The sequence below is a fragment of the Frankia sp. CeD genome (genome assembly GCF_000732115.1).
Lineage (GTDB): Bacteria > Actinomycetota > Actinomycetes > Frankiales > Frankiaceae > Frankia > Frankia casuarinae.
Genome location: NZ_JPGU01000008.1, coordinates 107388 through 133637 on the forward strand (window position 1 = coordinate 107388; position 26250 = coordinate 133637).

The following is a 26250-nucleotide window of genomic DNA, read 5'->3' on the forward strand; positions in this document are numbered from 1 at the left end:
GGGGGCCGAGATCTTGACCATGCCGGTGAACCCCTTTCCAGCTGGGCTCAGCGTGCCCTGGGCTCTCCTGGGCTCTCCGCGCCACGACTGTTTGCGAGGTGCGGACAGAGCCACCCGCAGTGAGCTTCTACCCAGGCGAGCACAACCGATCCCGACGATCATGCCCACCCCGCCGGTTGCCAGTTACTGATCCATAATCCTAAGTAAGGTTCACCTAAAGCNGGTTAGGCTAACCTCCGTCTCTGGTACGTTCCGTGAAGCCGGCTACGCGGCGGACCGAAAGGAATCGGACGTGTGGGGTGATGTGCTCCCGAACCTGCTCATCGGGCTGCGCGAGGGCCTCGAGGCAGGCTTGATCGTCTCGATCCTGGTCGCGACGCTCGTCCGCGCCGACGAACGCTCCCGCCTGCCGCTGGTGTGGACGGGCGTGCTCGCCGCCATCGCCCTGTCGGCGAGCTTCGGCGCCGTGCTGACATTTGCCGCCGCGTCCATGTCCACGGCGGCGCAGGAGGTGTTCAGCGGGAGCCTCAGCCTCGTAGCGGTCGGTTTCGTCACCGTTATGATCTTCTGGATGCGGCGGTCGGCCCGCGCCCTGTCCGGCGAGNTCAAGGGCAAGGTCACCGCCGCGCTGGCACTCGGGCCCGGCGTGCTGATCCTGACCGCTTTCCTGGCGGTGGCCCGGGAGGGNGTGGAGACCTCCCTGTTCATCTGGACGACCACCCGCGGCGCCAGCGAGTCGGCCGGTCCGTTGATCGGCGCCGCGGCCGGGCTCCTCATCGCCGCCGGGCTGTGCGTGGGGATGTACTACCGCGCCGTGAAGATCAACCTGACCAAGTTCTTCACGTTCACCGGCATCGGGCTCATCGTCGTCGCGTCGGGTGTCGCCGGGTACGGTCTGCGCGACCTCCAGGAGGCCGGTGCCCTCCCCGGCTTCGACACGGTCCTGTTCGACCTGCGGACCACCTTCGACCCGAGTTCCTGGTACGCCAGGCTCGTCGAGGGCGTCTTCAACATCACTCCGCGGATGACGGCGCTGCAGGTCACCGGCTACCTGGCCTACCTGGTGGTGGTACTGGCCCTGTTCGTCCGCGGCACCCGCGCCCCCCAACCAGCACAGCCAGCACAGCCAGGAGAACCGGCCGCCGTCCCCGCCGCCAAGAGTTCCGATCGCACGCCGGCCCCGACGCCCCTGACGCCCCCGCCGGCCCCGACAGGGGCGTCGGCTGGCCACCGGCTGCCGCGGTGGGCGCTGCCGGCCGCCATCGTCGCGGTGCCGGCCCTCGCCGCCGGCGCCACGATCCTCGCGCTCGGCCCGTCGTCCAGCGGCGGCAGCGGCGGGACGATCGAGGTGACCGGCGGCTCCTGCGCGGCAGGCTGGGCGGCGCCCCGGTCGGGCAGGCAGACGTTCACCGTCCACAACAGCAGCGCCCAAACGGCGGAGGTCCGCCTCATCGACCCGGCGACCGGTGCCATCCATGCGGAGATCGAACTGCTGGCGCCCGGAACCACCCGAACCCTGTCGGCCACCATCGGCGGGGGNACCTATGCCTGGGAATGCCTGCCGGACGGCGGTAAGCGGCTGCTGTCCGCGAGTCAACGGGTGGCGGGCGCGGCCAGCGGGGCCGCCTCCATCCTCCCCGTGACGGCAGAGACCATGAGCGGCCCGCTGCGCGGCTACCGCGCCTTCGTCACCGTCGGCCTGGTGACGTTGCAGGGCAGCGTCGACACGCTGCGCGCGGACGTGGAACACGGCGACCTGGACGCGGCCCGCCGGGACTGGCTGCCCGCCCACCTCGACTACGAGCGCCTGGGCGCCGCCTACGGCACCTTCGGGGACTTCGACTCCAAGATCAACGGACTGCCTGCCGGGCTGCCCGGCGGAGTGCACGACCCAGACTTCACCGGCTTCTACCGGATCGAGTACGGGCTGTGGCACGGTGAGTCGGCCGCCTCGCTGGCCGCGTCGGCGGTCGGGTTGTCCAGCGACGTAGCGGGGCTGCGGGCGGCATTCCCCACCCAGGAATTCGATCCGAACGACCTGGCCCTGCGCACCCACGAAGTGCTGGAGAACACGCTGCAGTTCCAGCTCACCGGCGCCGCCGATCAGGGCAGCGGCACGGCTCTGGCGACCGCGAGCGCAAACGTGGACGGCACCCGGGAACTGCTCACCGTGATCGCGCCGGTGCTGCAGACCCGGTCGCCCGCCGCGCTGACCGCGGCCCGCCAGCAGTTGGGCGCCTTCGGCGCGCTGGTGCGGCGGGNCGGCAACCCACACGGCACCTGGATCCCGCCGGGACGGCTGCCACTCGCCGACCGGCAGAAGCTGAACGGCAGCCTGGGCGCGCTGCTGGAGACCCTCGCGCCGATCCCCGACATCCTCGAGATCAGGAGTACCGGATGAGCCCCGGGTCCGACGGCGGGCGGATGGGACGCCGCTCCTTCCTCGCCGGAGCCTTCGCCGCGGGCGCCGCGGCCGCGGGCAGCGCCACCACCGTCGCGGCCGGAACCGGCGCTGCGGTGCTCNNNNCCGCCGCGCCGGCCGCCGCGGCCGCCAGCGGAAGCTCCGACGAGGTGGTTCCCTTCCACGGCGTGCATCAGGCCGGGATCCTCACCCCGCAGCCGGCCGCGGCCATGTTCGCGTCCTTCGACGTCATCGCCGACGACCGGGCCGCGCTCACCGACCTGTTCAAGACGATCACCGCCCGGGCCCGGTTCCTCACCGCCGGCGGTGCTCCGGCCGACCTGGGCACCGTCGCCCCACCGTCGGACAGCGGGGTCCTCGGGCCGACCGTGCCCCCGGACGCGCTCACCGTCACGGTCGGGGTCGGCGCCTCCCTGTTCGACGGCCGGTTCGGCCTGGCCGACCGGCGTCCCCGGCGGCTGGCGCCGATGCGTACCTTCCCGAACGACAACCTGAACCCCGCCGACTGCCACGGCGATCTCAGCCTGCAGCTGTGTGCGAACAGCCGGGACACGGTGTTGCACGCGCTGCGCGACATCGCCCGGCACACCCGCGGCGGCATGCAACTGCGGTGGCGGATCGACGGCTTCCACAGCCAGCCCCGGCCAGCCGGCGCGCAGCGAAACCTGCTCGGTTTCAAGGACGGCATCGTCAACCCCGATGTGACCAGCGCCGCCGACATGGACCGGCTGGTCTGGGTGGACGGTGCGGGCGAGCCGCGCTGGACCACCGGCGGCTCCTACCAGGTCGTCCGCATCATCCGGATGCTGGTGGAATTCTGGGACCGGGTTTCCCTCAACGAGCAGGAAACGATGATCGGCCGGCGACGGGACACCGGGGCACCGCTGGACGGCACCGCGGAGACCGACATTCCCAACTACGCCCGCGACCCCAAGGGCACGGCCATCCCGCTCACCGCGCACATCCGGCTCGCCAACCCGCGCACCGCGGCCACCGACAACTCCCGCATCCTGCGCCGCGGCTTCAACTACGACCGGGGAACAGACAGCAACGGCAACCTCGACATGGGCCTGGTCTTCTGCTGCTACCAGCAGGACATCATCCGGCAGTTCGAGGCGACGCAGACCCGGCTCATCGACGAGCCGCTCGTCGACTACATCAGCCCGACCGGTGGCGGCTACTTCTTCGTGCTCCCCGGTGTCCGGGACGCGAGCGACCACCTGGGCCGGTCGCTGCTGGCCTGAGCGCCGTCGCTGCTATGGGCCGCGGCCCGGCGGTGCGTGATCACCTCGATTGGCACCGCCTTGCCCCTTGCCCGGCCCCCGCCTGCCCGGGCCATTGACCGCGAGACCTGGCCGACCGCGAGACCTGGCCGACCGCGAGACCTGGCCGACCGCGAGACCTGGCCGACCGCGAGACCTGGCCGACCGCGAGACCTGGCCGACCGCGAGACCTGGCCGACCGCGAGACCTGGCCGACCGCGAGACCTGGCCGACCGCGCCTGGGGACGGACGGCCGGGCCGCCGCGGGTGAGATCAGGCCTCGGGTGAGATCAGACGGTGTGCCAGGGGCCGGTGACGGCGTAGGCGATGCCCGGGTCCTGGGTGGCGACGAACAGGTAACGGCCGTTGGTGGAGAAGCAGGAGCCGACGAACTCCCGGTAGATCTTGTCGGCACCATCCTGGAACAGGATCTTGTTCTGGGCGAAGGCGAAGGGGCTGCCCTGGCGGTCGAGGCCGACCACGTAGTTGAGCCCGTCGCCGTCCTCACACAACAACGCCCCACCATGCGGGGTGATGCACAGGTTGTCGGGCCCGTCGAAGACTCCGGGCGTGTCGTAGTCGTCCGCGGCCTCGTGGGACGGCAGCAGCGCGACGAGAGTCAGGGTTTCGGCGGCGGGCTGGTACTTCCACACCTGGCCATCGTGGACGGTGGGGGGCAGCGCGGGGTAGCTGACGGAGGCGGGCAGGTCGGCCTTCTTGGCATAGCTGGCGTTGATCCAGGCCGCGTCCCGGGCCCAGAAGGCGCCCTCGAACTTCTTCGACCGGGTCACCCGGTCGGGGCTGGCCGCCGCCAGGGTGGCGGGGCGGCCCGGGTAGGCGAACTGCTTGCGGATCGAGGGCGAGGCGTCGGTCCCGTCCGGGTCGGGAGCAGGCACCGGCACCCACTTCACTGTCAGGCTGGTGCCGACCTTGGTGATCTGGGAAAGGTCGTCGATCGGGTTGCCGGCCGCGGTCCAGGCCTGCAGCGCCTCCAGGCAGCCGCCCGCCGCGTAGTCACCGAACTGGCCCGTCGCCCGGGTCGGGCGGAACCGGTAGAGCAGGCCGTTCGGGCCGCTCGCGTCCTCGGTGAGGTAGGCGAAGTTGGTCTTGGGATCGACCGCGACCGCCTCATGCGCGAAGCGGCCCAGCGCCGTCAACGGCGCCCCGGTGGTGCGGCGGCCCAGCGAGTCGACCTCGAAGACATAGCCGTGCCGCTTGCCACCACTGATGATCGACTCTGTTTCCTCGCACGTCAGCCACGCACCCCAGGGGGTGACCCCGCCGGCGCAGTTGCGGATCGTGCCGGCCAGGCTCACGTAGCGACGCTGCACGTTCGCGTTGACGTCCAGCACGATGTTCGTGGTGCCACCGAACGCGTTCGTGGCCGACCCGTCGTACACCGCGGCCCCGGTGGTCTTGGGCACCACCGGCGTGAACTGCGCGCCCGGGTTCACCGCGTCCTGCTCGTGGTTCTGCACCAGAATCGTCCCGCCCTGCGTCCCAGGAAACGAGCCGGTGCCGTCGAACTTGGTCGGGTACGGCGGGCTACCCGGATCGTCGAGCCGGTCAAACGGCTCGTTGTAGGGCGCCTGACCCCAGGTACCGGCCTTCGCGATCACCTTGTAATGGAAGCCGGCGGGAAGATCGAGCTTGCCGGCCGGGTCGGCCACCAGCGGCCCGTAGCCTCCCGTCGCCGCGCCCACCGGGCTCGCCGCCAGCAGGTTGAACGCTTCGGCGGACAGGACCACCACGGCCCCCGCCGCCGTGCCGTGCCGGAACAGATTACGTCGTGTCAACTCGCTCATGACGCGCAACCCTAGGAACGTGATGTTACCGCCCCTTTACGGAGAGGCCAACGTGTCACGGCCGCATCGTGGCCTTGTGATGAGCGAACGGTCCACCGGCCGCGACCGCGCCTCGACCGACACCGCATCGGCCCCTGCCACCCTGTATTCCCGGCGGGGGAACCCGCCTTATGCTCAACCTGATTCTCAGCGCCGGTGATTTCGCGTCACTCGTCGAACAGCTGCCGGCAAGGCTGGAGGAGTAGGGGCTGCCCCGCCCAGGGAGGGCACATACAGGCACGGAGATTGCCTTCGGCCGGGGGTGGCGGTCCCAAGGTCCCGTCAGAAAGCTTCGTCAGTCCCTGCTGATCGGGGCGGAGCAGAAGGGCATTGTCGAGTCGACGATCCGTCGGTGACCGACTTGAAGGAGCCAGCGTGCCCATCTGGCACATCCGTCCCTACGAGACCGTCGACTACGCGGCGACAGTACGCCTGCTGGAGGAAGTGAGGAGCACCCCGGGCGGCCCGCCCATCAACCTCACCGACACCGTGCTGGCGCTGCGGCACGAACTCCCGGAGACCGAGTCCCCCGCGGTGGTCGCCGTCGCGGGCGAGCATCTCGTCGGTGCCGCGGTCGGGCGCAAGGAGGGCGGCCAAGGCCGGGTGCTCACGGTCGCCATCGCGCCCGCCTGGCGTCACCACGGCATTGGTTCCAGCCTGTTGCAGAGCGTGGAAAACCTGCTCCTGCACGCCGGCTGCCGGCGGATCACCACGCTGATCACCCCCGGGCAGCCGGGTGAGGAGGCGTTCCTCAACCGCGGCTTCACCGCTACCGGGCAGGTACTCTATGACAAGCAGATTCCCCTGCGCCCGGCGGACGTCTCCACCGTCGAGCGGTGGGGCGGCGCGCTGCTGAGCGCCTCCGAGTGGTCCAACCTCGCCGGGATGGAGGAGGAGCGCGCGCTCATCGAGAAGCGGCTGCTGCTGCCGGTTCGGGAACGGGAGCTCGCCGAGGCGTACGGAGTCGTCATCCCGACGGCGATGCTGCTGTTCGGGCCGCCCGGCACCGGTAAGACGTCCTTCGCCCGGGCGGTCGCCGCCCGGCTGGNATGGCCGTTCGTCGAGCTGCTGCCCTCACGGCTGGCCTCCGGCGGCAGTGGGCTCGCCGCCGAGCTGCGGTCAGCGATCAACGACCTCATGGGGGTCGAGCGGGTCGTCGTGTTCATCGACGAGGTCGACGAGATCGCCCAGTCGCGGGAGACCCGACCGGAGAACCAGTCCGTCGTCAACGAACTGCTCAAGGCGATCCCGCAGTTCCGCGGGGTGCAGGGCCGGCTGCTGATCTGCGCGACCAACGCGGTCTCGGCGCTGGATCCCGCGTTCATCCGGCCCGGCCGGTTCGATCTCGTCCTCCCCGTCGGACCGCCGGACGCCAAGGGGCGCCGGGTGCTGCTCGATGGGCTGCTCGACCGGGTCGCAAACAAGGAGGACATCGATCTGGACGCCGTCGTCGCGGCCACCGACCTGTTCACGCCGGCCGATCTCTCGGCGGTCGTGCAGCGCTCCGCTGCCGCCGCCTTCCACCGGGCCGCCGACGGGGTGAAGGTCGGCACCGGGGCGGGAGCGGAAAGCGGCGGGGGCGGCCACGGCCCGACGGNGACCCCGTTGAGCACACAGGACCTGCTGGACGCCGCCCGGCTGGCCCGGCCGACGATCAGTCTTACCGAGCTGGACCGCTTCCGTCGTGACGCGGAGGCCTTCACCCGGATCTGACCTGCCCCGCCCCTGCAGGGACGACCCGCACCCGGATCCGCCTCGCACCCGGATCCGGGTGTTGATAACTTTTGATTTTTCGATATAGAAAAGTATTTCCTGCCCCGATGACGAGGCGCGACACGGGAGAGTTCTCGACGAAACGAAAACCGCAGCGATCTTCCAACCCAACCACAATGAGGTTTCGCCATGACCGACGGAAATCGCAATCTCTACGTAGTCGCCTGCGGTGGCGGGTACCCCGCCGGGGACCTTCCCGCCTTCGTCAGGCAGGTGCGGTCCGCCGGCTGGGACGTGCGGGTGGTCGCCACCCCGTCGTCTTTGCAGTTCATCGACGCGCTCGACACAGGTCACGGGGACGGGTAGCGCAGCAGGGCACCGAGACCGTCGGTCGGTGCGCCGGGCAGATCGGCGGGCAGGACCCGCACGGCCGCGCCGGTGCCCCAAGCGGCCCGCACGGCCAGATCCGCCAACCGGCCGGTGGTCGGTGGTGACCCGGCCCGGCGGGCCAGCCGGGCCAGCGCGCCCGGCTCGGTGGCGACGTCCCCGGGCTCCGGCCCGTACCAGGCGGCCCGGTCGTCGCCGGGGTCGTCGACGACGAGCAGCGTGCCCACCTGAGCGCGGACGAGCGCGGCGAACGTCGCGGGCACCCCGTCGACCGCCCGGCCGTGTGCGCGGTCCTCGGCGAAGCGGTCGAGCACGGCGCGGGTCCGGTCGCGAACCTCGGCCTCGACCAGCTCCCGCACCTCCTGGGAATGGAACCGGTCGCTCCGCCCGGGGTGACGTCCCCCGTGTTCGAGCTGGTGGACCAGCGGGGTCACCCGGGGCGGCAGATGCTTGCGCAGCAGCTGCACGGCCCGGACGTCTCCCGCGAGAACCACCAGCGCGGCGTCCACCCGCTCGGTCAGCTCGGTCACCGCCTCGGCGACCTGCGCGGCGTTGTGATCCCACGAGTCCTCGGCACGATCCTGGTAGCGGCGCTGCGACCAGCCGCCGGGGGCATTGCGCTCGATCTCGTCGTCGGAGCCGACGACCTCACCGGCGAACCGCAGTCCGTCCCCGGCCACCCGCAGGTCGGCGCCCGTCCGGTCGGTGAGCACGACCACACAGGGCACGCTGCTCTGCCGGTAGGCAAGCATCGGCAACGTGCAGGGCAGCGAGCCCCAGACGGCCCGGTCCGCCACCTTCCGTCGCAGCCGATGACACCAGACCACCCTGCCATCCGCGGCGCACGCCGCGAGAGCGGCGTTCTGCGGGCCGAGGGACGCCACAACCTCGTCCAACGCGCCCAGCGTCGCGCCATCCGCCCCGTCGGCGGCCAGGCTGTCGCGCAGGCGCCGCCACCGGACCGCCCGATCCGCCGCAATCCCGTCCATCTGATCGGACAGGCCCAGGTACAGCGTCGCGCACGGGCTCGGGACGGCGAACAACTCGTTGATCTCCTCATCTGGGATCACGGCNCCGCGNCCTCCTGTTCNCCGCTCCCGCCGGTCGGCGAGCCGATCCTCCAGGGTCCAGGATGGGCACCGACCGGCTCTTCGGTCCGGCCTCTTCGGTTGCTCCCAGCCATACCCATCATCGGCGCGACGGACCGTCGGCCACCCGCCAGGACTTCATCCGGGCGCGGCCGGTATATATTGCTGCTGACGGTCCGAATCGGCTCGAGTTCGACTCTTCGCCGGCCTCAATGATCGGCATCGTCGGCAAACATCGTCGGCAAACATCGTCGGCAAACGCCGAATTCCCTACCTGCCCCCGGCCTGTCCCCGGGGATCGGTCCATAGATCAGTGCTGTGCGCGCTTGTCAGGAGGTCGATGCCGGCCAGGACTTCCGCGGCGGGCCGGGCCTCTAGGCGGCGCCCGTCCCGCAACCGCAGGGAGACCCGCTCGTCGGCTGCCTCCCGGGCACCGATGATCGCCTGGTAGGGCACCAGACGAGCGGCCCGGACCCGCGCGCCCAGGGTGCCGCGCTGCGGACCGGCGGCCTCGGCCCGCAGTCCCCGGTCGGCCGCCTGCCGGACCAGCGCGAGGGCGTGGGGTACCTCGGCGTCGGAGATCGGAAGGGCCACCAGCTGCACGGGCGCAAGCCATGGTGGAAAGGCACCGCCGTGCGACTCGATGAGGTGGGCCACGGCCCGCTCCACGCTGCCGATAACGCTGCGGTGGACCATGACCGGCCGGCGCATCGCGCCGTCCGGGCCCGCGTAGCGCAGATCGAACCGTTCTGGCTGATGGAAGTCGATCTGCACGGTGGACAGGGTGGCTTCACGGCCGGCACTGTCGACGATCTGAACGTCGATCTTCGGGCCGTAGAAGGCCGCCTCCCCCTCCACGGCCTCGTAGGCCACCCCCGCGGCGTCGAGGACCTCGGTCAGCAGGGCGGCGGACCGCCGCCACATGCCGGGGTCGCCGACGTACTTCCCGCCCGGCCCCGGCAGGGAGAGCCGGTAGCGGGCCGGGCTGACACCCAACGCGCCGTAGGCCTCGCGGATCAGCTCCAGCGCCGCGCGCGCCTCGTCGGCGACCTGCTCCGGAGCGCAGAAGATGTGCGCGTCGTTCAGCTGGATCGCCCGCACCCGGGTCAGCCCGCCCAGTACCCCCGACAGTTCGGAGCGGTACATGCCACCCAGTTCGGCCATCCGGAGTGGGAGATCGCGGTAGCTGTGCGCGCGGGAGCGGTAGATCAACGCGTGGTGCGGGCAGAGGCTCGGCCGCAGCACCATCTGCTCCCCGCCAAGCCGCTCCCCGCCAAGCCGCTCCCCGCCAAGCCGCTCCCCGCCAAGCCGCTCCCCGCCAAGCCGCTCCCCGCCAAGCCGCTCCCCGCTGAGATCCATCGGCGGAAACATGTCGTCCCGGTAATGGGACCAGTGGCCGGAGATCTCGTACAGCTCCCGCTTGCCCAGCACGGGCGAGTACACGTGCCGGTAACCGGCCCGACGCTCCACGCCACGGATGTACTCCTCCAGGGTGTGCCGTACGACGGCACCGGCGGGCAGCCAGTACGGCAGACCCGACCCGATCAGCGGGTCGGTATCGAAAAGTTCCAGCTCGCGACCGAGCTTGCGGTGGTCGTACACCGTGGTCTCCTCACCTCGCGGCAGGTAGGGCGGGTGACCACAAGGCGAAGCCCCGGGGCATCCACCCCGGGGCTTCGACAGAAGAACGGCTGTCAGCGCGCCGGGACACTCTCCGGCGTCGTCGTCAGGCCAGCGCGCTGCATGTCGTCCAGGTTAGCAGTGCCGCCCCCGCCGCGGTGACAATGACGACAGCGGTGACGGCGGCGTGCGTGACGGCGGCATGCGTGACAGCGGGGTGGGCGGGCGGGTAGCGGGCGGGGTGGCCGCGGGTCAGCGCGCGAGGATGCTCAGGATCTCACTGGCCGAACGTCCCCGCGCCGCGAGGGGATAGACGGTGATGGCCAGCCGGATGAGGTTGTCACCCCGGCGGCTGACGCCCGCGGCCGGGACGGGCCAGACCCGGTCCGTCGGGCCGGTCGCCTCCCAGGCGGCCTTGATTGCGGCGAGTGGGCCGGTGACGTCGCCGCGCCGCCAGGCGTCGGCGGCCCGGGCGGCGACGTCGATGACACCGGGACCGGCCGTGGCGACCGCGACCGCCGCCTCGGGACCCGCGGTCAGGATCCACGGCACGAGTCCCGGTGTCGGCTCGATCCGCTGCAGCAGCGAGATCATCGCCTGCGACCGGGGCCCGGTGACAATGGTCGCCGCCGACGCCCCGTGCCGCGCGACCACGTCCACGGCGCCCGGATGTGCCTGTTCGACGTCGGCCAGGGCCCGGCGCACCGCGGGTTCCAGGTCGAGCGAGGCGAGTGTCGCCAGCACGGCCACGGGTATCCGGGCGAGCAGCCCCCCGAGCGGCGCGAGCACCGGCCGGTCGGCCTCGGGTACCCGGCCGAGACACGCGGCCGCGGCAGCGGCCTCGGTCACCGATATGCCGTGCTCCAGAGCCAGGCCGACCACGGCGACCGGGTCGTCCGTGGTGGCGGCGACGGCCAGATCCACCTCGGCCGCGCCCGCGGGCAGCAGGTCGGCGACCGCCAACAACCAGGCCCGGGCGGGCGGGTCCAACGCGCCCAGCGCCGACACCAGGCGCGGCGCCCCGTGCAGCGCGGCGGCCACCCGCACCAGGCGGGCACCGCAGGTCGCGGCGACGGTAGCCGGGTCGAGCGCGACCAGCGACGCGACCTCCGCCGCGAAGGACGCGGACGAACCGGCAACCCGACCGGACGAACCGGATGAACCGGATGAACCCGTGGTGGCCGGCCCCGCCGGACCGGTGGTGAGGGGTCCCGTGGGGTCCGACTCGCCCCGGGCCGCGCGCGCCGCTTCGACGAGCAGCCGGGGCAGCGGCATCGTGCCCCAGTGGGCGGCCAGATAGGGCGCGGAGACACCCTCCAGCGAGGGGGGCGCGGAGGGCGCCCCGCGGCGCAGGACGCCCTCCGCGATCGCGGTGTCGAGCACGTCGGCCACGTCCTGTCCGGACATCCGGGCGAGCCGGACCAGCCAGTCGCGCGCCGCCCCGATCAGGCTGGCCCTGTTCAGGGTCTCGGCGAGCGGATGGATGCCCCAACGCCGGGACAGGTACAGCCCGACGACGTCGTCGTCTAACAGGGCCACCGCCCACGCCGACATGCCCGGCCTGCCGAGCAGGTTCTCCTGGAAGGCGGTCTCAATCACCGTCGACGGGTCCGCCGCGACAAGCTCGGCGAACTGCGTGGTCCAGACGATGTCCTCGACGGCGAGGCATCGGACGATCTTCAGCAGGGTGTCGAGCGGCAGGACGCCCCACCGGGATCGCGCGAACGCGACGACGCGCGGATCGGCCCACCAGACGGGATCGGGNGGNGGGTCGGCCTGGTGCAGGCCCGCCGTGACGGCCTCGTCGACGAGGTCGCCCGGATTCGCGCCGAGCGCGGCGCCGAAGGAGCGCAGCCACTCCAGGTCGCCGTCCACCAGGACCCGGACCGTCGCCATGATGTCCCGCAGCGACCGTTCGTCCCAGCGTGCGGCGACGTAACCGGCGATCAGCGGCGGCAGCGCCGCGTCCGTCGGCGAGGCCTCGCCAAGGACGCCCTCCGCGACGGCCCGGTCGATCGCGCTGGAAACCGGGACCGCGGCGGCGTCGGCCACCGCGCGCAGCCAGCCGACACTCGACCGCGTCAGGTCCCGGGCCACGTCGAGCAACGCCACCAACGGCACCGCGGTCCACCGTTCGGTGAGGTAGGAGGCGACGTCCGCATGGGACCAGTCGGATGGTGACGGTGGCCGCGCCTGGCCGAGCAGGCGCTGGGCGAGTGCCGCGTCGACCACCTCCGACACGGACACCCCGACCGTGACGGCCACCGAGCGGATCCAGAGCAGGTCACCCGCGGCCAGCACCCGCCCGAGCTCGATCAGCTCGGCCAGGCTCGTCGTCTCCCACCGTTCGGCAAGGCACCTGGCGATGTCGGGGTCCCACCGCGACGGCGGCACCGGACCCGGTCCGGCCAGGAGGTTCTCCTCGATCGCCCGGTCCCGCACCTCGTCGGCAGCCAGCCCGCCGGCGGCCGCGAGGGCCGCGCACCAGTCCGGTATCCAGTCCGGGTCACGGGCGACGACCAGGGTGTCGGCGAATGCGGCCCGCGGGTCCGCGACCGGGGCCGACACGTCCTCGGCGGAGGCAGTCGCGCCCTCCTCCACGCCGCCCTCCACGCCGCCGTCCACGCCGCCGTCCACGCCGCCGTCCACACCGCCGTCCACACCGCCGTCGAGCACGAACCGGCGGACCTCGTCCTCGGTGAGTCCGGGCACCGCATCGGCGCCGGCCCGCGCGAGCAGCTCGATCCGGTGGACGATGCCGCTGCCGGGCCGCCCACTCACCGGGCTGGTTCCCCCCCGCAGCACCTCGGGCGTCACCCGGGCACGTTCCGTGAGTTCCCGGATCAGATCGACGGGCAGCAGCGGCGCGCACCGCACCACCGCCGGCGCCGCGCCGGCGACCGCGAGCGAGACGACCGCGTCGCGGTCAAGTCGGGGTGCCCGGGCCAGCACCTGCCCGGTCGCGGCCACCCGTTCGAGGGCCTCGGTCAGCTCGGTCAGGCCGACCGCGGTGATCTGCCAGACGTCACCCCAGCAACCGGTGAGGACACCGATCGCGGGCAGCGTCTCGGCGAGCAGCATCCGGCGGGTCTCCGGCCGGATCCGCTCCCGCCTGACCAGCCGCATCACGTCGATGACGATCCGGCGCTCGGCCGGCAGCGGCCGCAGGACCGCCGCGAGCTCGTCGAGCATCTTCGCGCTGTCCCGGGCCGCCAGGACGCTCTGCTGCTCGGCGAGCTCCGCGGTGACCGTGACAATCAGGTCCGGCCGCCCGGCGAACGCCCGACCGATCTCCTGCAGCATCGTCATGACTGCGCTACGCCCACCGCGTTGCGGGCTGCCGGTGTCGGCCGCGAGGGCACTCTCGTCCGGGTTCACCAGCAGGTGCGCGAAGGCCGCGGCGAACAGCCGCCGGGCCGCGCTCTGCCCCGCCGTCGCTCCGATGCGCCTGCGCAGCCCCTGCAACGAGACGTCATCGACCAGCGGCAGGTCCCGCCAGGCGCGCGGAGCGTGGGCTTGGCCGTCCTCGTCGAGCAGCGGCAGCGCGAACTCCACCGGCTGGCCGGCGCTCGCCAGAACCTTCGGTTCGGTCAGAGCCGCCGGGTCGACACCGAAGGCGATGATCCGGGCCGGATCGGGCACCGCGCCGTCCGGTGCCCGATGCGCGGACCGCAGGCGTCGCAGCGCAACCAGGGTCCGGGCGAGGTCGTCGGGCGGGCAGAGCAGCCAGCCGGAACCGCCGAGCAGGCCGGCCAGCGGGCTGGACAGGTCCGCGGCCTCGAAGGCGGCCACGCCGACCGCCGCCCGCCCGGACTGTAGGCTCGCCGCGAGGCGCACCGGCTCCGGGTTGACCCGGCGCTCGGCTGTCATGACCTCCGTCCCCGTCGGCGCGAACACTCCCCGCAGGCCCTTGGGATCGCCACGCGGGGTGAGCGTCTCGTCGAAACGGCGCACCGTCACCGGGCGCTGCTCACCGGCCTGCAGGACGGTGGTGAGATCGACGTCGAACCCGGTGCCGGAGCGCGGCACGAACACCCGGACGCCGTACCTGAGCTTCATCACGACGAACCGGGGGTCGACCCGGTCGACCGTGCCCAGGTACGTCCCGCCGACCAGGCCCCGCTCGAAGNGGGGGTTGCGGTCGCCGAACCCGCCACGGGCCGCGGTGTCGTGATGGTAGGCGATGATGACGTCGGAGGCGGCGAGATCTTCGGTGATCTTCGCGCGCCGCGCCGCGGCGGCCAGCGTCGTGAGCTCCTCCCGGAGCCGGCCGGGCTGCAGGTCGGCAACCCGGGCGTCGATCCCGCAGCCCCGCAGGTACCGGTCCACCGCCTGCTCGCGCGTCGCCCGCGACCCGCCCGTCACCGCGCCGTAGGCGGTCGGTCGGCGGCCGGTGGACAACCACCCGATCAGCCGGGCCAGCGATCGGGCCTGCGCCGCCCGCCACTCCTCCAGCGGGGCGTCCGGTGCCGGGACGTCGTCGCCGAGCAGTTCCACCGTGTCCTGGCTACGTTCGGACGCGGGCGGGATCACCCCCCGGGCCGGCGCGTACCCGTGGCGGCCATACCCGACCAGCCGCAGCGATCCCCGGCAGTGCACGAGATGATCCGGGCTGAGTTCGACGGGAACGACGCCGAGCTGGGTCGCGGCGTCGTCGAGCAGCGCGCCGAGCGGGGCGAGCATGTCCATGACGTCCGCGGGGGCAACGAACTCGCCGTTCGCGAGCTGCGCGGCCATGCTGTCGTCGCCGCGTTGCCGCTCGAGCGGGTCGGTGAGCGGGCCGGCCGCCCAGCTCGTGATGTAACCCGTGGGCGCCTCGTAGCCCGTGGGCACCCCGTCGGGGCCGTCGACGATGTCGAGCAGCAGGGGGGTCAGCGGGTTGCCGAGCGAGAGCAGCTCCATGCCGACCCGTAGCGTCGACGGGCCGCCCGCGCCGGCCGTACGCAGGGCGCCGAAGCCCAGCCCGGCGAGGCTGACCAGGCGTACCCGGCAGTCGGCCCCGGCGCCGCGGATCCGCCGGGGCATCTCCCGCCAGGTCCGGCCGCTGCGGCCCACGACCGCCGGACGCTGGTCCGCCACTTCCGCCACTTCCGCCACTTCCGCCGGCGGCGCGCCCGGCGCGGACCGCGCGCCTGCGGTCCGCGCCGGGCGGTGTCCCCGCTGCGCCTGCGCGGCACCGTCGGCGGGTCCGGCGGGGAGCGGCTCGGGGTCCGCGAAGTCGTCGAAGTCGTCGAAGTCGTCCGCGCCGGCGGGTCCGGCGGGGAGCGGCTCGGGGTCCGCGAAGTCGTCGAAGTCGTCGAAGTCGTCCGCGCCGGCGGGGCCCGCGGTGCCGCCCGGGTACCCGCCACCACCCGAAGACGCCGCGCTCCCCGAATACCCGCCACCACCCGAAGACGCCGCGCCGGTCGATCCCGTCCGACCGCCCTGGAAGGCCCTGCCGTTCGAGCCCGCTCCGCGGTCCGGGGCCGCCCCCGGGTTCGACTTCGATTCGCCGTCGGGCTGGCTCCCCCACGCGCTCCGGTTCCACCAGCTCACGGTTGCGGCTCCTCATCCGACAGGACCTCGCGGGCGACCAGCGCGGTACGCACCGCGGCGATCTCCGCGCGTAGCACGGTGGCGGTGCCGAGCCGGAAACGCGGATCGGCGGGCAGGCAGTCGGNGATCAAGCGGATCAGCATGGGGTGCACGCGACGGGCCGCGAGCTCACCCCGCAGCTGCCGCAGCTTCTCGTCCCGCGCCTCGGCATCAGCCCGGGAACCGGCGGCGTCCGCGGCCGACCTGGCCTCGGTCGCCCCGCCGAGCCAGTCATCCGGGCGGTCACCGGTCAGCGCGAACAGCAGGGTGGCCGCCAGGCAGTGCAGGTCGTACTGCGGGCTGAGCGGCTCGGCTCCCGGCNGGGCGTAGCCCGGGGTCGCGGTGGTGGGCATGACCTTGGCCGACGGCTCGACGATCGCCGCCGTCGACAGGTCGACGAGCGAGTACCGGGGTGGGTCACCAGCGACGAGGATGTTCTCCGGCTTGACGTCGCCGTGGACCCAGTACCCCCTGATCCGTTCCTCGTGCTGGTAGAGCCGCTGCGGTCGGATCGTGTGCATCGCCTCCAGCGTGGCGCTGATCTGGTCGGCCAGCTCAACGACCTGGCGGGCGCTGAGCGGGCCGGACTCGGTGACCCGGGAGTCAAGCGTGGTGGGCACCATCTGCCCGATGTCACCGATGAACTGCATGACGATGAACGCCTCACGGTTGTACCGCTCGACCTCCCGCTCGTTGCCCCCGGTCACGAGCGCGTTATGGTCGTGCCGGGTCGGCGAGGGCCCGTAGACGACGTCCACCAGGGCCGGCACCCCGTGGGTGATCTCGCCGAGCGCCGCCTGCACGGCGACCGCGTCCTCGACGTCGATCGAGCGCTTCTCGTACTGGGTCCTGGCGTACTCGGGATTGATGTCGTGGTCGCGGCCGCCCCACCATGCGCCCTTGACGACGACCAGGGCGTTGCTCCACTCGTCCCGGGCGAGCTCGACGTAACCTTGGCCGCCCTCGGCGAGATGACGCACGCAGCGGTACCGGCCACGGCCCCAGGTGCGCGGCACCGACGCGAAGGACGCCCCGTAACGCAACCGTTCGACGATCTCCAAATCAGAGGCGACCGTACTCACCGGCCNCCTCCGGGTACCCCACCGCCGCCAGGTCCGCCGTTCCCGAGCACCCCGCCGGCCGGCCAGGGTCCCGTCACATGCACTTCCAGACCCACGACGTCGCGGACCAGCCAGACCGGCTCCTCGCCGTCCCACCTCTCGGCGACGCCCGGCGTCAGCCGCCGGGCACCCACCCACGAGCCGTTCGTCGACAGGTCGGTGAGCGTCACCGTCCCGTCGCGCTCGTTGCCGACCATCAGATGGCGCCGCGAGACCCGGCCGGCGGCGTCGATCTGCAGCCGGTCGCAGACGTCGACGACGATCAGGTCGTCCGCCGTCCGCTGCACGGCGTTCGGTTGCCGTCCCAGCACAATGCGTTCACCGGGTCCCACGTTCGGGGTGTCGAACGACGAGCCGTCGCCGCGCCGGACGGTCAGCCGCCAGCCTGTTCCGCCCGGCCGCCCGGCCGCCCTGGTTGCCTCGGCCGCCCTGGTTGCCTCGGCCGCCCCAGCCGTCCCAGCCGCGTTGACCCGGCCGACCCGCACGAGCGACCCGGCCAGGTGGAGCGGGACGTCGAAACGCCACTCCCGGGGCAGGTCACGCACCAGCCGGTCGTCGCCCAGACTGGTGCCGTTGTGGGAGCGGTCGACCACCATCGCCGTGCCGGCAGCCGTGAGGGTGATCTCCACGTGCCGGGTGCTGATGTAGTCGTAACTGCTACCGAGCCCGGCCGTGACGTCGACGAGCTGCTCCGAGCCGAGGTTGTGGTCGGGATGGCGCCCAAGGACGACCGTGGTGCCCACCTCCAACGTCACGAGACGATGGGTGCCGCCNCCCTCGATCCTCAGCACGACCGGACCCGCCACCACCCTGGCATCCCACCCGGCGCCGGACGGCACGGGCAGGCCGACGATGGTCGGCGCCCCCACGGTGCCCGAGGGCGGGATGTAGGCGGGAGCNTCGAAGATCGTGGCGTCGTCCGCGAGCGCGTCCCCGAGCGCGTCCGCCAGGGTCCTGCGACTTCCCTCCCCGGGTTCGCCATGGCCCGCCTGCCGGTCCGGGGCATCCAGGTCCAGGGGCTCGGTCGCTCCCCGGGGGGCCGGCGCGTCCCGCGGCGCGGGGGGCATGGGCGACGCCGAGGGCACAGGCGACGCCGCGCCCGAGGCGTCCCCGACCGCCTGCCCAGTATCCGTCTCGATCTCCTGGACCGGGCGTCGACACAGCGGACAGACCAGCCGGGCGCCCTGGCCGCGCCCCGCCACGCGCATCGGTGGCGACACGAGCGGCCCCAGCCGGGCGTTCACGCAGTCGGGGGTCACGCAGCGATAGGCGTTGGCGCGGGCAGCGGCGACGACCTCCGGTCGCCCCCGCAGGCCCGACGCCTTCACCTCGTCCTGCCGCGCGGCCCGCTCCCAGGTGACGGTGTCGATCCGGTTCATCGCCCGGCGGACCAGTTTCACGTTCTCGCCCGCCGGGGCGGCGGGTAGCACCTTCCATCCGAAGAAGGTCGAGGCGTCGCCCTGGATCCACGCGTGGGCGTCGATGTTGCGTTTGCCGTAGAAGTTGTCCTTGCTGACGACCTTCCCCCCGACGGCCCTCGCCTCCTCCAGCAGGATGTCGTCGGCCTCGGCCGCCCAGGCCAGAGCGCCGTCACGGTAGTACCGCTGCAGCGGAGCGAGGTCGTCAAGCAGGCCGCGCAGGCTGTTGTCGGCCACATAGCGAAAGGTCGCGTCGGCGCCGAAGGCACGGCGGGCGGCGGCCTCCNCGGCGAACANCCGCGCGGNCACGCCGCACCGGCGCGGGCAGCGTGCGCCGTGCGCGCAGCCGAGACCGATCTGCGCGAAGCTGCCCGGCGAACCGTCCCGGGTGATGTTACTGACGTCGAACAGCACCGTCGTCGAGGACATGGGACTCCTACCGATTGTCAGCTGTTGCCGAGGACGTCGTCGAGACGCCGACGGGACGCCGCCCCGCCGTGTTGCCGGCCGGACACGGGGTCCGCCTCGACGAGATCACGGGTCCGGGTCCTGGTGCGGGTCGCCCGGACCCGGGCTCCCGACACCGCGTCGGCCGGCGCGACACCCTGGCCGAGGGCCCGTAGCGTCGCGTTGTAGTGGTCGGCCAGATCGTCGAATCCGCGGTCCGCCGCCCACAGCGCCGCGTTCCGGAACAGCTCGGTGACGCTCTCCCGGGAATGGGCGAAGCTGGCCCGCTTCGCAATCTCCTCGTCGAACTCCGCGATGCTCTCCTCGTGTTCGAGGGAGGATTCCGCGTCCGGGAAGACATCCGCCTCGACGGTGGCCCGGAAGCGCTGCGCGGCGTGCGGGTCGGCCCGGCTGTCCACAGCCAGCCGCCGTCCACCGGCGACCACCCCGCCGCGGGCCTGAAGAATCGTGTGCGCGCCGAGCGGTGTGTCCGGAGCGCGCAACCGGAGCAGGAAGACCGGACGGTCCTCGCCGGTGCTCACGGCGGGTAGCGGCAGCCGCAGCTCGGTGCCGCGCGAGGTCGGTGGCGGCACCTTCATGAGGTGACGCTGCGGTTTGATCCGCCGCAGCGCCTCCACCGTCCAGCCGGGTCGGATCAGGACCCGCAGCTCACCGCGCCCCGCGGCCGCGCCGACCACCGGTTCGATCAGCGACGAGACGATCGCGTCGATCCGGTCGACGTCCTCGGCCGCCGCCCAGACGTGCTGCGTCTGGCCGCACACCCCGACCATCTCGGCGAGCACCTCGTCCCGGGCGTCGACGCCGATGCCCAGCGCGTCCGTCCCGATGCCCTGGTCGCCGAGCCCGGCGACGATGTGGGCGAGCTGCTCGGGCTGCCAGCGGCCGATGTTGGCCTCACCGTCGGTGATGAGCAGGACCCGGTAGACGTCCGCGTCCGGCGCCTGCGCGAGCAGCTCCCGCCCGGCGACGGCGAGCGCGTCGCCGATGTTGGTGTAGGAGTCCGCGTCGCTGTTCGTGGGGCCGTCAACGGCCGGCAGGCGGTCGGGCCGACGTCCGGCGCTGATCACTCGCGCCTCGCGGGCGAAGCGCACCAGCACGAGCGGGCAGCCGTCGGGCAGCAGGCCGTGCACGCGTTCCAGAACCCGCTGCGCGAGCTCCCACTTGCTGACCGCGTCCGGCGCCGCCGGATGCAGCATCGACAGGGATGCGTCGACCGCGACGGCGACCGCCACCTCCCGCCGGCCCCGCGGCGGATCGGCCACGCTGATCGTCAGCCGGAGCACCCCACCCGGCTTCGTGACACCCCGGTCCATCCGGCCCTCGACGCCGAGCCGGTCCCTGTCGTTCATCAGTTTCCTTTCTCCCCGTGAATGCGCGGCTCCCCGTGAATGCGCGGCTCCCCGTGAATGCGCGGCTCCCCGTGAATGCGCGTGCCGGTGCCGCGGGACTCGCCGACGCCGGTGAGCATCGCCCGCTGGCGCGGTCTGGTCCGGGTGGCGACCACCTTCTCCCGGGCGGAGCGGATCGCGATCACCGCGACGGTGGCGTTGTCGTGCCCACCGAGGTCCTCCGCCCGACGGCAGAGCAACGAGGCCAGTTCGGCGGGGGTGCGGGCGACCGAGGCGAGGTCCTCCAGCACGTCGCAGAACCTCCAGTCGGCCACGCCCGGAATGTCCTCGGCGGTGTCGACGCCCGCCTCGCACGCCCCGTCGGTGGCGAGGATCAGCAGGTCGCCGTCGGCGAGCTGCACCCTTCTGGTCGCCACCGCGGTCGCGCCGCGCTGCGCCGTCCGGACGCTCTCGGTCACGATGCCGCGCTCCTCGGGTGTGGGAGCCTGGCCGGCGACGATCGCCTCGGCGACCACGCTGTGCTCGCTGGACAGCCGGGTGGCCACGAAGCCGTCGCCGCAGCGGCGCAGCAGGTAGGCACGGCAGTCCCCGACGGTCGCGATGTCGGCGCGACCGCGGGAGATCGAGGCGAGCACCGCCACCGCGGCGGCCCGGCGGCTCAGCGGCGCGGGCGGCGGCGGCAGCGCGACGTCCAGCAGCAGCCGCTCCGGTTCGGTCTCGCCGTCCTTCCACCGCCGACGGAATGCCGCGAGCAGCGCCCGCGCCGCCCACCGTCCCGAACCGTCACCGGGACCGGTAATGCCGTCGAGCACCGCGCAGGCGGTGGTCGTGCCGTCCGACGGGTCCTCGACCTTCGCCCAGCCGACCGCGTCCTCGTTGTCGCCTTCCGGGTTGCCGCCCGCCTTGCGCCAGCCCGTCACGCTCTCGCACGCGACGACGGTCGTCAGCCGCTCGTTGCGCGCGGGGAAGACGAAGGGTGCGATCCTCGACGCCAGCGCACCGGCTCCGGTCGCCCGGCGACCATGCTCGGGATGTAGGCAGGCCCGCAGCGCGGCGTCGGCGCCGGGCGGCCACTCGCCGGCGGCAAGCCCGGCCATCGCCAGCATCGAGGCGTCCCGGTTGCTCCACTCGCCGGTCAGCGCCTTGAACAGCACCACGGCGAACAGGCGAAGGTCACGGGCGGGACCACGCTCCCCCGCCGGAGTGACGAACCAGGGGTCGACGGGGTCGTGCCTGCCCGCGTCCAGCAGATCGCAGACGGCCAGAGTGAGGCTCTGCCCGGTCCACCTGAAGCTCCACGGCGCGAGAAGCCCCACGCCCTGCNGATGGAACGGTTCGAGGCTGCGGCCGATCTCGACGAAGGCGCGCAGCAGTGCGGCCGCGGAGATCGCGGGAGCATCGGCGGAATGGCTGTCGAGCAGATCAACCAGCGGCAGTCCCGGAAGTTCCGGCCAGCTCAGCTCGACCCGCACCGGCATGATCAGTCCGGCGCTCGCCGTGGGCAGGGCGACGCGGGGTGGGGCATGGCGTAAGGAGACCGCGCCGGCCCCCGCGTCCGCGGCGGCGTCGAACTCGTCGAAGTCGACCTCGTCGAGACCGGCAGGGTCGTCAAGACCGGCAGGGTCGGGAACGGCGTCTTCAGGACGTGTGTCGTCGAGACCGGCAGGGTCGTCAAGACCGGCAGGGTCGTCGAGACCGACGTCCTCGGGAACCGCGTCGTCAGGAACGGCGTCGTCAGGAACGGCGTCGTCAGGACGTGCGTCGTCGAACGGGAACGGCTGATCCGAGTCACCGGGCTCCACCGACTCGGCGGTCACGTCGAACGGACCCGGGTCCTCCGCCTCGTCCAGCGCGTCCAGCGCGTCCAGCGCGTCTGGCGCGTCTGGCACGTCTGGCACGTCTGGCACGTCCAACTCTTCGGCTTCGCCGAGCAGCTCGGCACCCTCAAGTGCATCCGGACCCGACGACCCGGCCAGACCACCGGATCCGCCCGGGTCGTCGGGTCCGGTGGGGTCTTCCAGCTCGTCGCTGTCGTCCTGCCCGGCCGCCGGCGCGTCCGGGCCTCCGAGCTCGTTCGCCTCCTGCGCTCCGGGTGAACCGGTCACCGCCCCGAAAGGATCGATCCCGGCGACGCCACCATCGCTGGCGCGCGGGCCGTCCAGGACACCGCCCGGGACATCGGAGGAGTCCCCGCCCACGACCCCTGTGATCACCGCCGGAACCGGGTCGCCTGGCGAAACCACAGGTCCGTCCGGGCCGGTCAACGGTGCTTCCCGATCACATCTGCCGGGGCGTGGGATGCGGACATCCCGACGCTACCGTCCGAATCATCCAGATGATCAGCGTCCATGGTCGTGGCAACGGCGACGTGCACGACGGTCCCCCCTTCCTCCCGCAAGATCGCGAAAGATCTGCAGTATGCCTGTCCGCGCGATATGACGGTATCGCTCGGCCTCGTCAGGTAAAGGACAGCCATAACCGACATCTATCGGTCTGGTCGTCATCGGCGGCATCTGCGACGGTCGGTGGCAACGGCCCACTACCTTCCGGAGGCACCGTGTCCGAGTTCAACTCCCGCCGCGCTCAGCGTCAGGTCCCGGCCAGGCGGAGCAACCCACTGCAGAAACTTGCCCGTGACCGGGCCCGGCAGGCCCGCCGACGCACTCGGCGCGATCAGCCGCTGCCGGATTACCTCGCCCGCTACGCGTCCGGACCGGACGGACATCCCCGATCGGCATCGACTACGATGGGCAAGCCGCGACCGAGCGGGAATTCCCTCAAGCACCTGCGGCCGGTTCCGTGGACGTCGCTGGGACCCGCGACGGTCCTCGATGCCCGCGTCGACTTCTCGGACTGTGCCGGCTACAAGCGGCGCCCGGTGGTCGCGGTGCGGGCGGAGAACGGCGTCATCCTGGCCTTCCCGATTACCACTCAGGTACGTCGGCTCAGCTGGGTTTGCGGACGCCTGCTCGCCTTCCCACGGGAGGCCGGTCTGCGCGAAGCCCAATCCGCGATCCTGTGGCGCCCGGTGGCAATCGAACGCTCCGATGTGATCCGGGTTCTCGGTCGTCTCATCGGCTCCGACCTCGAAGAGTTTCAGATTCACGCACGGGCGGTGCGCGGGGTCGACGGCAGCGACGCCTGACCCACGCCGGTATCCGGGCACGGACGAGATCGCCGGGGAAGCAACGACCGGAGGGGCCGGAACGACCCTGCGGAAGGATACCGTTACACTCGCTCGCCATGCGGCTGCGGTTCCTCGTCGACGATCGGGTCGAATTCGACCAGCGGCTGCGCCGTTCCGACCAGCTGTGCGTCGGTGCCGCCCCGGACGACGTCTGCGACGATGCCGCGTCGCACCGGCATCTGTCCGCCAGCCCGCCGGACCGGAAACTCTCCCGCCGGGCCGCCCGCCTGTCCGCCGCGCCGGGCGGCGGCTGGAATGTGGAAATCGCGAACCTGAACCAGGCCGATGTCCGGAACTGGGGACAGCCGACGTATCCCGTCGAGCAGGGCGGGCTGGTGTCGGTGACCGACCGGCCGACCGCGGTCTGGCTGCGCGGCACTCCGCAGCGCAGCTACCTGCTGTTATGCGAGCCGGAGCCGACCGGCGTCCGCCGGATTGCCCGCGATCGTCGAGTGACGGAGAGCAACGAGGTCGATCGCCTCTCCGAGAAGGAGACCGAGGCGATCCGCGTGGTCTTCGAACAGCATCTACGGTGGCCGCCCCTGCGTAACCCGGATCCACGTCCCAAGAAATCCGCCGCCGACCGGCTGGGGATCAAGCAGACCTCGCTCAACGACCGGTTGGCGGGCGCGCTGGAGAAGGCGAGACGGGTCGGCTACCAACCACCGGGCGGGCAGGTCGCCCCGACCCGCGACGCCGACTGGGTGTACTGGCTCGTCGGCATCGGTGCGCTGGACTTCGAGATGCACGCGGGAATCGGCTAACCGTCCCGATCATCGAACGGCGGCTGGCCGATCGAGCGAACCCGAGTCAGACAGACCCGAGCCAGACGGACCCGGGGACGGCGCCGGACGAACGCGCACCCCGCCGGGTCGTTCCCCCTCGCCCGCGTCCTAACTCTCTACGCCTGCGCCTCTACGCCGGTGTTCTTCCCGTCCGCGCTTTCTCCCGATCCACGTGCTCCGCCGATCGACGCGCCCGTATGACTCGTCACTACCGATCCGGATATTCCTCGTCGGACGCCTCGGCTCCACTCGGCGTTGTCAAGATTTCCCGGGCGCATCGCATGAGCCGAAGATTTGTCTCCTGCTCGGCGAGCCCCCGATCACCCGATCGGGGGCTCGCCGACCCCGCGAGACGCGACCATGGAGATATGGTGATCTCGGTGGAGCGGCGGGTAGCGGTGGCGGCGGGTCCGGAACATCTGGAACTGCACGTCGAAGAGCTACGGCCAGAGGGTTTCCCACTCGACGATCCCCCGCCGGAGATTCCCTGGTCACCGGCTCCCCCGCCCCCGGGCCACCTTCGGGCGGACGGCCGTCCCCCGAACGAGGCACGGGCCCCGAACGAGACGCGGATCACGGACAGGACACAGATCGCGGACAGGACACAGATCGCGGACGAGACACGGACCATGACGTCGGACGACAGGCCGGCGACGATCCGCGGCGGGGGTGGCGACATCCCGGTCCTGCTGCTCCACGGGATCGCCGGCAGCACGGCGGACTGGGCCGCGGTGGTTCCGGAGCTCGCCACGTCCCGCCGTGTGATCGCCTACGACCAGCGAGGGCATGGCGCGAGTGGCTGGGCCACGACGGGCCGAGCGGGTTACAGCTTTGATCAGCTGGTGGCGGACCTCGCGACGGTGGTCGACGTGCTCGGGCTGCCCGCCGTCCACCTGATCGGCCACTCGATGGGCGGGGTGGTGGCGCTGCGCTACACGCTCAACCATCCGGGACGGGTGCGGTCCCTGNTTCTCGCTGACNCCGCGGCCGCTCCCGCCACGGGCACGGGCGGGATCACGAAGCGGGTCGTGTCCGTCCTGCTGGCAGGGGCGGCGGCGATCGCGACGGCCGTCCACGCCGGCCGGAACCGCGCGGTGGCGGGGCTCGGCCGGATGGATCCGAACGCGATCGTCGCGCTCTGGCGGGACCTGAGCAGCTATCCGTCCCTCACGGACCGGTTGGGCGAGATCCGCGCCCCGACCACCGTCATCGTCGGTGAACGGGACTTCAGTCTTCGTGACGCCGCCGAGACGCTCGCCCGATCCGTGCCGGACGCCCATCTCGCGGTGATCGCCGGTGCCGACCACAATCCACACGCGAGCCGCCCGATCGCCTGGCTGACCGCCGTGGAGGATCACCTCACCCGCGCCGACCAAATAGCCACCGNTCTCATCCGCTGATGTCGGGCCATGCCGGCCGACCGGTTGACTTCGAGTGCGCTCCCACCGCTATGGTCGGCGCGAGGCTGGCTTCCTCCCTCGTCCGCAGGTGGGGGATTCCCGGACCTCGCGGGCCGGGTTCCTGCTTCTTTTCCCGACGGGAGGTCCCGACGGATGCGTCACCGACTACCGTCGGTTCGGTCTCCCTCCATCTCCACAGGATCTTCACCGGCGAGTACGGCTCGTCTTCTATCCGGTCTGATGCGAAAGGGGGNGAGCGGCGTTTCCTCCTCCGCGTGGACGCGGAGGTTTCCACGCCGCGCATACCATGAAGTACCGCAAACTCGCCCGGACCGGCGTCGAGGTCAGCACCCAGTGTCTCGGCGCCATGATGTTCGGCGCGTTCGGCAACACCGACCACGACGAATGCGAACGCATCATCCATCGGGCCCTCGACGCCGGCATCAACTNNNTCGACNCCGCCGACATCTACTCTCAGGGTGAGAGCGAGGAGATCGTCGGCCGGGCCATCAAGACCCGCCGCGACGACGTCGTCCTTGCCACGAAGTGCTTCAGCCCCATGGGCGACGAGCGCAACTCCCGCGGCGGCTCGCGGCGCTGGATCANNNNCNC

The 26250-nt window shown here is 72.1% G+C and carries 13 protein-coding genes and 1 pseudogene (1 of these 14 cut by a window edge); 8 read left to right on the forward strand and 6 right to left on the reverse strand.

The window, feature by feature from the left end; all coding sequences use genetic code 11:
• The first annotated feature begins 292 nt into the window (after positions 1-292).
• Complete coding sequence (gene efeU / locus CED_RS07805) at positions 293-2401, forward strand: iron uptake transporter permease EfeU (RefSeq protein WP_035909530.1); 2109 nt, start codon at positions 293-295, stop codon at positions 2399-2401.
• Complete coding sequence (efeB, locus tag CED_RS07810) at positions 2398-3666, forward strand: iron uptake transporter deferrochelatase/peroxidase subunit (RefSeq protein WP_035909532.1); 1269 nt, start codon at positions 2398-2400, stop codon at positions 3664-3666. The genes efeU and efeB overlap by 4 nt, the downstream gene beginning before the upstream one ends.
• 308 nt (positions 3667-3974) lie before the next feature.
• Here efeB and CED_RS07815 read toward each other — a convergent pair whose 3' ends face one another.
• Positions 3975-5489: an alkaline phosphatase PhoX gene (locus tag CED_RS07815; protein ID WP_035909533.1), complete on the reverse strand. Its 1515-nt coding sequence runs from the start codon at positions 5487-5489 to the stop codon at positions 3975-3977.
• A 414-nt stretch (positions 5490-5903) separates the two neighbouring features.
• Between CED_RS07815 and CED_RS07820 the strand changes: the two genes are divergently transcribed.
• Both CED_RS07820 and CED_RS22320 read left to right on the forward strand, forming a co-directional pair.
• Positions 5904-7241: an ATP-binding protein gene (locus CED_RS07820; protein ID WP_035909535.1), complete on the forward strand. Its 1338-nt coding sequence runs from the start codon at positions 5904-5906 to the stop codon at positions 7239-7241.
• A 189-nt stretch (positions 7242-7430) separates the two neighbouring features.
• Positions 7431-7607 (forward strand): hypothetical protein, encoded by a 177-nt coding sequence (locus CED_RS22320; protein ID WP_235186951.1) that lies wholly within the window; start codon positions 7431-7433, stop codon positions 7605-7607.
• Here CED_RS22320 and CED_RS07825 read toward each other — a convergent pair.
• From CED_RS07825 to CED_RS07850, 5 genes are all read right to left on the reverse strand, one after another.
• Positions 7592-8698, reverse strand: a complete 1107-nt coding sequence (locus CED_RS07825; protein ID WP_035909536.1) for a Vms1/Ankzf1 family peptidyl-tRNA hydrolase — start codon at positions 8696-8698, stop codon at positions 7592-7594. The genes CED_RS22320 and CED_RS07825 overlap by 16 nt on opposite strands.
• A 288-nt stretch (positions 8699-8986) precedes the next feature.
• Entirely contained in the window at positions 8987-10342 is a 1356-nt protein-coding gene (gene thrS, locus CED_RS07830; protein WP_084680735.1) for a threonine--tRNA ligase, read from the reverse strand.
• 5525 nt (positions 10343-15867) lie between these two features.
• Complete coding sequence (locus CED_RS07840) at positions 15868-16992, reverse strand: hypothetical protein (protein WP_152569724.1); 1125 nt, start codon at positions 16990-16992, stop codon at positions 15868-15870.
• Positions 16989-18878: an FHA domain-containing protein gene (locus CED_RS07845; RefSeq protein WP_035909543.1), complete on the reverse strand. Its 1890-nt coding sequence runs from the start codon at positions 18876-18878 to the stop codon at positions 16989-16991. Before CED_RS07845 ends, CED_RS07840 begins: the two co-directional genes overlap by 4 nt.
• A gap of 17 nt (positions 18879-18895) precedes the next feature.
• A complete protein-coding gene (locus CED_RS07850; RefSeq protein ID WP_011437791.1) occupies positions 18896-20266 on the reverse strand; it encodes a vWA domain-containing protein in 1371 nt (456 codons plus the stop codon).
• 2557 nt (positions 20267-22823) lie between these two features.
• Between CED_RS07850 and CED_RS07865 the strand changes: the two genes are divergently transcribed.
• From CED_RS07865 to CED_RS07880, 4 genes and pseudogenes are all read left to right on the forward strand, one after another.
• Positions 22824-23411, forward strand: coding sequence for a hypothetical protein (locus tag CED_RS07865; protein WP_035909547.1), 588 nt, complete (start codon positions 22824-22826; stop codon positions 23409-23411).
• A 98-nt stretch (positions 23412-23509) separates the two neighbouring features.
• Positions 23510-24217 (forward strand): hypothetical protein, encoded by a 708-nt coding sequence (locus CED_RS07870; protein WP_023841518.1) that lies wholly within the window; start codon positions 23510-23512, stop codon positions 24215-24217.
• Positions 24218-24606: 389 nt separating this feature from the next.
• Entirely contained in the window at positions 24607-25638 is a 1032-nt protein-coding gene (locus CED_RS07875; RefSeq protein WP_084680736.1) for an alpha/beta fold hydrolase, read from the forward strand.
• A 307-nt stretch (positions 25639-25945) separates the two neighbouring features.
• A pseudogene (locus tag CED_RS07880) lies at positions 25946-26250 on the forward strand (aldo/keto reductase) (it continues 742 nt past the right edge of the window).

Coding starts and splice junctions, on each gene's coding strand:
- CED_RS07815 (WP_035909533.1), bottom strand. CDS start 5,489: ATGAGCGAGTTGACACGACGTAATCTGTTCCGGCACGGCACGGCGGCG.
- CED_RS22320 (WP_235186951.1), top strand. CDS start 7,431: ATGACCGACGGAAATCGCAATCTCTACGTAGTCGCCTGCGGTGGCGGG.
- CED_RS07850 (WP_011437791.1), bottom strand. CDS start 20,266: ATGAACGACAGGGACCGGCTCGGCGTCGAGGGCCGGATGGACCGGGGT.
- CED_RS07870 (WP_023841518.1), top strand. CDS start 23,510: ATGCGGCTGCGGTTCCTCGTCGACGATCGGGTCGAATTCGACCAGCGG.